Here is a 9072-nt window from a genome sequence, read left to right as displayed (position 1 = left end):
GGAGAGGTGGCAGAGTGGTTGAATGCGCTTGACTCGAAATCAAGTTTGGGGTTACACCCAACGGGGGTTCGAATCCCCCCCTCTCCGTCCCCCTGTCAACCGCGGCCATCCCCAAATCGGTAGCCGGAGCAAACGGGCAAGGCACGGGTGACGCCTAGCGCCACGTTCAAACCTGGCGTTGCTTTGGATGAGTGCTGAAATGATGGGCATTCCCTGGGGAGCAGCACCTCAAGGGGGGAGGGTGTCCCCGATGACTTGGTTGGTACAGTAGGCAGCCAGCAGCAGGTCAGTGGTGTACCCCCAGGCAATCGTTCCCTGGGCATCCAGACCAATGGCCCCCAAATCCCGCCCCCGGGCCGCAGCTTCCGCCAAGGAACGGTCAAAGGCAGTCGGCAAATCCAGGCCATCGGTCACCCGCACGACGATCCGCGCGGCCAAACATTCATCAATAATATCCTCGCCAATGCCGGTACAACTGACGGCTGCCCAAGCGTTGGCATAGGTGCCTGCAGGCATGGCCGAATCGCTCACCCGCCCGATGCGCTCTCCCCCTTTGCCGCCGGTGGATGTGCCTGCTGCCAGCCGCCCCTGGGTATCCCGCGCCACCACCCCAATCGTGCCCATTTCGCTGACCAGGTTCATCACGGCGCTGTCTTTGCTGGCGTTGACCCACTCCTGCAGGCGTTGGGGCGTGATGGGATTGTAGGGGGGCAGGTGCAATTCCCGCGCCAGTTCCAGCGTCCCCACATCGGCAATCACCCGGTCTTTTTGGGTTTGCAAAAACCGCGCCAGAGCCACCGGATGCTGCACCCGCTGGGCATTGATCACGCCGCTAAAGGTTTGGGTCGCCCCATCCATCAGGGCCGCACTCAAACGCACTTGGCCGTCGGATTGCAGCACTGCCCCTGTGCCCGCGTTGAATTGCGGGTCATCTTCCAGCATCTGACAGCCCAGGACGACGGCTTCTAAAGCGGACAGCCCCTCGGTTAAGGCCTGATAGACCGTACGCACGATGTGATGGAGGGATTGCCGCAGCGGCGCCACCGCCCCTTGGCTTTTGAGGGTGGCCCCGGCACCCCCATGCAGGATCACCTGCGGCCCCGGCGCGCTGGGTTGGTGGGCAATGCGGTAGGACACGTGGCCATGTACCCGGCATTTGTAGTTAGACTAATATCTATCTCAGGAGTCCCCTGGGGCGCAAGAGCGATATCCCTTAGACCCACGAGCAAATTATGGAGCGGTTTGTGGCGGCGGAAACCCAGACGGTGCAACCCCTGTGGCGCAATGCCCTTTCGACCCAAGTGTCCCTAGAACGGGCGATTCAGGAGGTTACGGCGCAGGTGCAGGGCCTGGGCACGGCGGATTTGGGGATATTTTTTATCAGCGACAGTTTTGCCAGTGAATATGTCCGGCTGTTGCCCTTGCTCCGGGAGTATCTGCCCGTGCGGTACCTGATTGGCTGCGGTGGGCATGGGATTGTCGGTTCGTTGCCGGATGGGTCGGCGCAGGAGTTGGAGGGCACCCCCGCTTTGGCGTTGACGGTGGCCCGGTTGCCGGGTGTGGCGATTCAGCCGTTCCATCTGCAAGCAGACCGCCTGCCGGACTTGGACAGCCCGCCCCAGGCCTGGGTGGACCTGATTGGCATGGACCCGCAACAACAACCCCATTTTATTTTGTTGGCGGACCCAGCCACCAGCCGGATTACCGATGTCCTCCAGGGTTTGGATTACGCCTATCCCCGCAGCCTTAAAGCCGGGGGACTGGTGGGGGAAGGGCTGTTTTGCCAAGAAGCCTGGGTGCGCCAGGGGGTTGTCGGTGTGGCGCTGGCGGGTCTGCGGGCAGAGGCAATTGTGGCGCAGGGGTGTCGGCCCATCGGTGAGTTGTACCGGGTAACGCAAGGGGAGCGCAACATTATCTTGGGGCTGGAGGACCGGGCGCCGCTGCTGGTGTTGCAACAGGTACTGCAAAGTTTGGATGAAAAGGACCGGGAACTGGCGCAATCCGGGTTGCATATCGGGGTGGTGGGGGACGAATTTAAGCAGGAAGTCAGCCAGACGGATTTTTTGATCCGCAATTTGTTGGGGATTGACCCGCGGCATGGGGCGATTGCCATTGGCGACCGGGTGCGGCCAGGGCAACGGGTGCAGTTTTACCTGCGGGATGCCCAAGCCTCGACGGCGGATTTGCGGCAGTTGTTGACCAATTATGTGCGCCAACATCCGGAACCGCCTTTGGGGGCGCTGATGTTTGCCTGTTTGGGGCGGGGGCAGCATCTCTACGGGCGTCCCAACGTGGATTCGCAATTGTTCCAGAGCTATTTACCGGGAACCACCCTGTCCGGTTGTTTTTGCAATGGCGAAATTGGGCCGGTGGGGGATACCACCTATTTACACGGCTATACGTCGGTGTTTATGCTGTGGTATGCGGGGGGGCGTGATTAACCAGCTACTCGACGGGCGGTATCGGATTATTGATACATTGGCGGCGGGGGGATTTGGCAAAACCTTTTTGGCGCAGGATACCAAACGCCCAGGGCAACCCCAATGTGTGGTGAAGATGCTGCATGTCAACGCCAACCCGCAGGCGATGGCGGTGGCGCGGCGGCTGTTTTACAAGGAAGCGGAAATTTTAGAGAAACTCCGCCATCCGCAAATCCCCCAGTTGTTGGCTTTTTTTGAGCAAAATCGGGAATTTTATCTGGTGGAGGAGTTTATCCCCGGCCACACTTTGGCGCAGGAGTTGGGGTCGGGGCGGGTGTTTGACGAGGGGTGGGTGTTGCGGTTTCTGACCGAGGTGTTGCACATTTTGCAATTTATCCACAACCGGGGGGTGATTCACCGGGATTTGAAGCCGAGCAATTTGATTCGTCGCCAGGGGGATGGGGCGCTGGTGCTGATTGATTTTGGGGCGGTCAAGCAGTTGGCGCTGGAGGGGGAGGCGCCCAAGGAGGCCAGCCAGACGGTCGGCATTGGCACCCAAGGGTATATGCCCAGCGAGCAGTTGCGCGGCAAACCCCGCTTTAGCAGCGACCTGTATGCCCTGGGGATGATGGCGATTCAAGCCCTGACGGGGGTGCATCCCCGCGACTTGCCGGAGGATACGGATACGGGGGAAATTCTCTGGCAGGACCGCGCTCAGGTGAGTCCTGCTTTGGCGCAGATTCTCAGCAAAATGGTGCGCTACCACTTCAGCCAGCGCTACCAACGGGCAGAAGAAGTCTTTCAGGATTTGCAACCGTTGCTGGCGCAATTACCACAACTGGGCGGCACGGTACCGGTGGCGGTGAATCTGGGGATGCGGATGGCCGAACCCACCCACCGGGAACTGCCCAGCCCCACGCTTCCTGGCACCCCCAGCTTGCCCGTGGAGGCACCCACCGAGGCCACCATTGGGCCGACCCAGACGGTGGCGCTCCCTAGGTCTGCGGTAGATTCCCTCCCGCTGCGCCCGACCAACCCCCTTGCTTGGGTGGCCGGAGGCGTAGCCGCCCTGGTGGTGCTGGGGATAGGGGGCTGGTGGGGCTGGCGATACGTGGCACCCCAACCCCCTCCTGCTGCTTTGCTCGCCGCCCGCGACCTGGTGACCCAAGCCAGCCAAGCCACCGCCCAAGCCAAAACCCTCGAGCAATTGCAAGCCGCCCAAGCCCAGTGGCGCCAAGTCCTAACCAAACTGGATGGGATTCGCAACCCCGGCGCTGCCGCCAGCGAAATTGCCCAACTCCGGCGCCAATCCCAACAAGAAATTGCCCAACTGGAAACCCGCATCCAAGCCTGTAGCACCGTCCTGTGGGGCGAATGCCCCTAAAAAAAGAGCCGGATTCCACCCAGAACCGGCCAGACCGCACCAAGACAAGATTTCTCAGACGGAATCATCTCAGTCCGGCTTCAGCAATTGCTTCGACCCAACTGAAATCTTCCTATTTCCATCTTAGGTAACAACGGCTACCCCCGCGGGATTTATAAAACTTTACATTTGCCGCCTGGGGGAACGATAAAAAAATCTTTTCAGTCTGGGGGAAGGGGGACACCCTGCCGTCACAAAGCCCGGACAAAACCGTATATCCTCGCCAGGATAAGGCATAAAAAATATGTACGTTATACTGCAATTGAAAACGGCATCAGGCCGGGGTATGCTGAGACGGTGTTTGGCGTACCGTTTACAATGTTACGAGCGTGCAATTTTACAAGCTACCAACGCATGTTCTGGCGTGGGGTGTAGGGTGCGTAGCCGAATGGCCTTAACAAAGGAGGCAACCGGGATTTGCCCCAATCTGGTTCCGGCGGGCTGTTGAGCAAAAGCGTTTTATTGTCATTAAGGGAATATCGCCAACCGGTAGGAAATTCATACAGATGGATTAAGTTAAGTGTGTTCCCCAGGGCTGGCGGCCAAGCAAATGTCTCCACATCCTTCAAACTTACGTGACAGGTGCCGATGATTAAACCTTTGTTACGTCCTAAGTTTTTCAGGTGATGGGTTCGTTAGCCTAAAGATAGGCGTTTTGTGACCCAAGCTGATTTATGGCCAGTCCCGCCGCCGTGCGTGAATATCTTGCCTGTTGGTTGCAGGTGGGGAAAGGCATTGTTTCCGAGGAGGGAACCTGGCGGCCAGAGTGCATTCGCCAAGGGGATCACTACAGTCCCGAATTTTTGGCCTATTGGCAGCACATGGAGCAGCGGGGCTTGCATCGTTATTATTTGGCGGGCACGGAGGTGAGTTTGGGGCAACTGTGCGGTGGCGATTGGGACATTGTGGCCTGTAGTCGCTGTACCATGCCCGTCCCGGTCAAAGTGGCCGGGATGATGACCGGTGCCTGTCCCTGTCATGATTTAGCCCTGTGGCCGAATTTAGAATTGCCGTTGCCGCATGGGGTCGTGGATACCAGGGCCTATTTGGCGCAATTGCAGGTGCGTTTGCAGGAACAGACCGCTACCAAGCCAGCCCCCTAGCCCCATGCTTGTTGGCCATACCCTCTTCCGACCCGCTCCCGGTGCCGCGAGCGTAGGTTGCCGCCGCAGCTTTCCAGAAACTTCAGAGCAACTGCAACACCATGCCTTCCCGCGCCAGGACGCTATTGGGCCGCACCTGCCGCACCTGCGCTGCCACTGCATCCAAAAAGTCGTCATCGTGGCTGGCGTCGTGGTGGAACAACACCAACTGGTTCACATTGGCGGCGTTCGCCACTTGCACCCCGGCCTGCCAGGTGGAATGGCCCCAACCCCGGCGGGGCGTCACCGGATCGTAGTATTCCTCGTCGGTGTAATTGGCATCGTAAATAAGTACATCCGCATCACGGGCCAGGTGGACCACACTGCGGTCCAGCCGGTCGGGGTAATGTTCCGTATCGCTGGCATAGACCACGGTTTTCCCCCGCCAACTCACCCGGTAGCCCAGGGCGTAGTTGGGGTGGTTTAAGCTGCCTGTTTCCACCGTGACCTCGCCGATGCTGAGTTTTTCCCCGGCGGTCAGGTCATGGAAGTGCAAATCCGCCTGCATAATTTGCAAGGGGACAGGGAAATTGGGGTCGAGCATTTGTTTATTCAAACTTTGTTTGATGGAATAGCCGTTGTAGGTGGCCGGGCCGTAAATGTGAAAGCAATTTCCGGGAATGTACGCCGGGGTAAAAAAGGGGAAGCCCTGGATGTGATCCCAGTGGGAATGGCTGAAAAAAAGATGCGCTTGGATGTTTTTTTGGCCGGTGAGGGTTTTCCCCAGGACCCGCAACCCCGTGCCGCCGTCAAAAATCAGCCGCTGACCCGCCACCTGCATTTCCACACAGGGCGTATTCCCCCCGTAGCGCACGGTATCAGAACCCGGCACCGGGATACTCCCACGCACACCCCAAAATCGAACGGAAAATTGTGCCACCCTGCCTGCCCGCCCTTGGCTTTGTGGTTCCGCATAACCTTCAGAATAACCAACGGGTGGCCGTTCTGCCAGTGATGGCACCTGCTCAACTCACGCCGGAAGGTAGGGCTACGGCTGGGACACAGGTTAGCCCATACTCCAAACCCTCCGCCACCGCCTGGTACGAGGCTTCAATGATGTTCGTCGAAACCCCGACGGTGGTCCAGCGGTGCGCCCCGTGCGTAAATTCCGCCAAGACGCGGGTGGTGGCAGCGGCCCCGGACTGCCCATCCAAAACCCGCACCTTGTAGTCGCTTAAGTGAAACTCCCGCACCTGGGGGTAGAAGTTGGCCAAAGCGCGCCGCAACGCCTGATCCAGCGCCGAAACCGGGCCGTTGCCCTCGGCGGCCATGAGCAATTCCTGCCCCCCCACCGCCACCTTCACCGTCGCCACCGAAGAACTCCAATGCCCGTCTCCCTGGGCCTGGGTTTGGCAGTGTACCTGAAACCCATGCAGGACAAAAGGGGGCTGCCGTTGCCCCAACATTTCCCGCACCAGCAGGGCAAAACTGGCTTCCGCCGCCTCGAACTGATACCCCTGCCCCTCCAAATCCTTCAGCCGCCGCAAAATTTCGCGGGCCGCCGGATGGTGGCGGTCCAAAGGCAAACCCAACTCCCGCGCCTTGGCAATGATGTTGCTCAAGCCGGCATGCTCCGAAATCACCACCCGCCGCCGATTGCCCACCTGCTCCGGGCGAATGTGCTCGTAGGTTAAGGGATTTTTGCCCACCGCGCTCACATGCACCCCGCCTTTGTGGGCAAACGCCGAGGCCCCCACATAGGGGGCATGGTCGTCCGGCGCCAGATTCACCCGCTCGCTGACGGCCCGACTCACTTCCACCAGACGGGCCAACTGGGCAGGCGTAATGCAGTCGTAATTCAGCTTCAATTGCAGGTTGGGGATGAGGGTACACAGATCGGCGTTGCCACAGCGTTCGCCATAGCCGTTGATGGTTCCCTGCACCATGCGCACCCCGCTTTGCACCGCCGCCAGGGCGTTGGCCACCGCAGTGCCGCTGTCGTTGTGGGTGTGAATGCCCAGACGGGCCTGGGGAAACCGGGCGCGTACCTGCTGCACAATTTCTGCAATTTGGTGGGGCAAGGTCCCACCGTTGGTATCACACAGCACCAACCATTCCGCACCGGCGGCAAAGGCGGTTTCCAGGGTGGCCAGGGCGTATTCCGGGTTGGCCCGGTAGCCGTCGAACCAATGTTCGGCGTCGTAGAGGACATGGCGGTTGTGTTGCCGCAGGTAGGTAATCGTATCGGCAATCATGTCCAGGTTGTGGGTAAGGGTGGTGCCCAGCCCTTCGGTGACGTGCAAATCCCAGGACTTGCCAAAGACCGTAACCCAGCGCGTCCCAGCCGCCAGGATGTTTTGGAGAAAAACGTCTTCTGCGGCGGTGGTGTGGGGGCGGCGGGTGGAACAAAAGGCCACCAACTGGGCCTGGGTCAGGGGTTCTTGCTGCAACTGCCAGAAAAATTGCACGTCTTTGGGATTGGCCCCCGGCCAGCCCCCTTCGATAAACGGCACCCCCAGTTGGTCGAGCAGGTGGGCAATTTGCAATTTGTCTTCCAGGCTCAAGGCCAAGCCTTCCCGCTGGGCGCCGTCGCGCAGGGTGGTATCGTAAATCCAGATACGTTCGCCGGTCATGGGGCTGCCAGATGGGATGTATGTGATTATTGTAGGGCGCAGGGCGTGAATCAGCGGCTTTCTTGGCGGGAAAAACTGAGCTATGGGCTGGGGGATTTGGGGCCGGCGATGGCTGCCAATTGGCTGGCGGTGTTTCAGTTGATTTTTTTGACCAACGTCGCGGGGCTAAATCCGGGTCTGGCGGGCACGGTGTTGCTGATCGGCAAGGTTTGGGATGCGGTGAATGACCCGCTGGTGGGGGTCCTCAGCGACCACACGCAGAGTCGGTGGGGGCGGCGGTTGCCCTGGCTGTTTTGGGGGGCAATGCCTTTGGGGTTGAGTTTTTGGGGGCTGTGGTGGGTGCCCCAGTTTACGGCCCATCCCCAGGAGAATGTCTGGCCCCTGTTTTGGTACTACGTGGGGATGGGGCTGCTGGTCAACACCTTTTACACGGTCGTCAATCTGCCCTACACGGCGCTGACGGCGGAATTGACCCAGGATTACGATGAGCGCACCCGTTTGAATAGTTTTCGGTTTGGGTTTTCCATCGGCGGCAGTATTCTGTCGTTGCTGTTGGCGCTGGTGATTTTTCAGGCCATTCCCCAGGACCCCCGACGGCAGTATCTGGTTTTGGGGGCGGTGGGGGCGGTGTTGATTGCCCTGCCGTTGTACGGCTGTGTGCATGGGCTGCGGCGACGGGTATGGCGGCTCGAACGGCGACGGCAGGCGGCGCCCCCGGTTCCTCCCATGTCCCTGGGGCGGCATCTCCAGGCGGCGTTGGCCAATCGTCCGTTTTGGTTTGTGATTGGGATTTATCTGTGCTCCTGGTTGGCGGTGCAAAATACGGTGGCGGTCATTCCCTACTTCGTTAAGAGTTATATGGGGTTGACCGACCAGGCGTTTACGCAGGTGGTGTTGGCGGTGCAGGGGACGGCTTTGGTGATGTTGTTTGTCTGGAGCCGCTTAAGTGTCGCTTTGGGGAAAAAGCAGGTGTATTACCTGGGTATGGCTGCCTGGATCGGGGCGCAATTGGGTCTGTTTGGGGTGCAACCGGGGCAGACGAGGCTGCTTTTTCTCCTGGCGGTGCTGGCTGGGGTGGGGGTGGCGACGGCCTATTTAATTCCCTGGTCCATGATTCCCGATGTGATCGAGTGGGATGAGTGGCAAACCGGGCAACGGCGGGAGGGCATTTTCTACGCGCTGATGGTGTTTTTGCAAAAGGTGGGGCTGGCGCTGGGGCTGTTTGGGGTGGGGCAGGCGTTGGAATGGTCGGGGTTTGTGCAGACGGTGGCAGGGCAACCGGAACCGGTGCAACCGGCGACGGCCCTGTGGGCGATTCGGGTGATGATTGGCCCGCTGCCGGCCTTGGTGTTGGGGCTGGGGCTGGTGTTTGCCTATTTCTATCCCATCACCCGGGCAAAACACGCAGAAATTTTGCTCCGCCTGGCGCAACGGCGCGGTTCTGGTCCCCCCAACCCAAGGTAGTTCTTGGGGATGGGCAGGGATTCAGAACACCCCCAAATCCGGTAGGATAC

At 59.7% G+C, this 9072-nt stretch carries 7 protein-coding genes and 1 tRNA gene; 5 read left to right on the top strand and 3 right to left on the bottom strand.

All coding sequences use genetic code 11. From position 1 onward, the window contains the following. Positions 1–87: transfer RNA gene (locus ACWISF_RS10920), tRNA-Ser, on the top strand. A 141-nt stretch (positions 88–228) separates the two neighbouring features. Here the strand turns inward: ACWISF_RS10920 and ACWISF_RS10915 are convergent. Next, the gene (locus ACWISF_RS10915; RefSeq protein WP_448381613.1) at positions 229–1137 is read right to left on the bottom strand and encodes an isoaspartyl peptidase/L-asparaginase; all 909 of its coding nucleotides are present in this window, start codon (positions 1135–1137) and stop codon (positions 229–231) included. 95 nt (positions 1138–1232) lie between these two features. Here ACWISF_RS10915 and ACWISF_RS10910 point away from each other — a divergent pair, with 95 nt between their 5' ends. The 3 genes from ACWISF_RS10910 (at position 1233) to ACWISF_RS10900 (ending at position 4946) form a co-directional block, all read left to right on the top strand. Next, a complete protein-coding gene (locus ACWISF_RS10910) occupies positions 1233–2441 on the top strand; it encodes an FIST signal transduction protein (RefSeq protein WP_448381612.1) in 1209 nt (402 codons plus the stop codon). Then, positions 2434–3804: a protein kinase domain-containing protein gene (locus ACWISF_RS10905; RefSeq protein WP_448381611.1), complete on the top strand. Its 1371-nt coding sequence runs from the start codon at positions 2434–2436 to the stop codon at positions 3802–3804. The genes ACWISF_RS10910 and ACWISF_RS10905 overlap by 8 nt, the downstream gene beginning before the upstream one ends. Before the next feature lie 713 nt (positions 3805–4517). Next, positions 4518–4946, top strand: a complete 429-nt coding sequence (locus ACWISF_RS10900) for a hypothetical protein (protein WP_448381610.1) — start codon at positions 4518–4520, stop codon at positions 4944–4946. 82 nt (positions 4947–5028) lie between these two features. Here ACWISF_RS10900 and ACWISF_RS10895 read toward each other — a convergent pair whose 3' ends face one another. Further along, a complete protein-coding gene (locus ACWISF_RS10895; protein ID WP_448381609.1) occupies positions 5029–5865 on the bottom strand; it encodes an MBL fold metallo-hydrolase in 837 nt (278 codons plus the stop codon). An 85-nt stretch (positions 5866–5950) separates the two neighbouring features. Beyond that, entirely contained in the window at positions 5951–7558 is a 1608-nt protein-coding gene (gene cimA, locus ACWISF_RS10890) for a citramalate synthase (RefSeq protein WP_448381608.1), read from the bottom strand. A 45-nt stretch (positions 7559–7603) separates the two neighbouring features. Here cimA and ACWISF_RS10885 point away from each other — a divergent pair, with 45 nt between their 5' ends. Then, positions 7604–9022: an MFS transporter gene (locus tag ACWISF_RS10885; protein ID WP_448381607.1), complete on the top strand. Its 1419-nt coding sequence runs from the start codon at positions 7604–7606 to the stop codon at positions 9020–9022. Positions 9023–9072: the final 50 nt, after the last annotated feature.

The organism is Gloeomargarita sp., assembly GCF_053491055.1.
Note: the sequence above shows the minus strand (reverse complement) of the source record. Positions and strands in the feature narration are given on the sequence as shown.